This window comes from Deinococcus radiotolerans (genome assembly GCF_014647435.1).
Taxonomy (GTDB): domain Bacteria; phylum Deinococcota; class Deinococci; order Deinococcales; family Deinococcaceae; genus Deinococcus; species Deinococcus radiotolerans.
Genome location: NZ_BMPE01000051.1, coordinates 1 through 1,127, shown reverse-complemented (window position 1 = coordinate 1,127; position 1,127 = coordinate 1). Strand labels below are relative to the sequence as shown.

At 59.8% G+C, this 1,127-nt stretch carries 1 protein-coding gene; it reads right to left on the bottom strand.

Going from position 1 to position 1,127, the window contains the following annotated elements:
- A protein-coding gene (locus tag IEY63_RS22045; protein WP_189071141.1) for an IS3 family transposase occupies positions 1-1,127 on the bottom strand; the annotation gives its coding sequence in 2 pieces (ribosomal slippage) (positions 1-852 and positions 852-1,127; 1,128 coding nt annotated over the 2 pieces). This gene is flagged as partial in the annotation.

Genomic DNA, 1,127 nt, shown 5'->3' with positions numbered 1-1,127 from the left:
GTGACTGATACCCCAACGACGAGTGACGACGGCGACGGTGATAGAACACTTCAATCCACTCGAACACCTCTGTTCGTGTCTGGGCACGACCCCACTGCGCTTCACCAAGCCCCATCTCCGTCTTCAATGTCGCAAAAAAGCTTTCCTGGACAGCGTTATCCCAGCATTCTCCTGCCTCGCTCATACTCTGAACGGCCTGCAATCTGTCCAGCGCCTGCTGGTACACATCGCTCGTATACTGGCTCCCTCGATCCGAGTGATGCAGGAGTCCGCTTGGTGGGTGCCGACGCGCTACGGCCATCTCCAACGCCGCTGTGACCAGCGGCGTCTGAAGTCGCTCATTCAGCGCCCAGCCGACAATTTTCCTCGAGTACAGGTCCATGACCGTCGCCAGGTACAACCAGCCTTCACGGGTGGGGACATACGTGATGTCCGTGACCCACTTCTGGTTCGGGCCGTCCGCAGTGAACACCCGATCAAGAATGTTTTCTGCGACTGGGCGCGAAGATTTCGCTTTCGTCGTCGTGCGGGCCTTCCGTTTCCCACGCGCGACAAGCTGTGCTTGTCGCATGAGTCGCCGAATCCGCTGACGACTGACCTGCTCTCCCTGTGCCTTCAGGTCGGCTTGGATGCGCAGCGCCCCGTATGTTCCCCGGCTCTCCTCGAAGCTGGTCCTGATTTTCTCGATCAGCACGCGGTCTTTTGTGATCCTCTTGCTCTCCGGCCTTCCCCGCGCAGCGTAGTACCCGCTGATGCTCACGTCCAGAATCCGGCACATCAGCTCGACTGGAAACTCGTCCTGGTGCCGCTCGATGAACCTGAAGATCAGGGTTGCTTGGCGAAGAAGGCCAGCGCTTTTTTCAGGATATCCCGTTCCTGTCGTGCAATTTCCAGTTCCCGCTCCAGTTCCTTGAGTCGAGCCTCCTGTGGTGAAAGGGCGGGGATTCCCCGCCCGGTGAAGGCTGGGCGGCCGGCGGCCGTCTGGGTGTCCTGCTGCTTCCACCGGACGACGTAGTGAGGGGGAACACCGAGGTCACGGGCAATCTGGGCGCAACTCTTTCCGGTCGTGCGAACCAGCCGGACGGCTTCTTGTTTGAACTCAGCGGTGAATTGCTGCTTGGGTACGG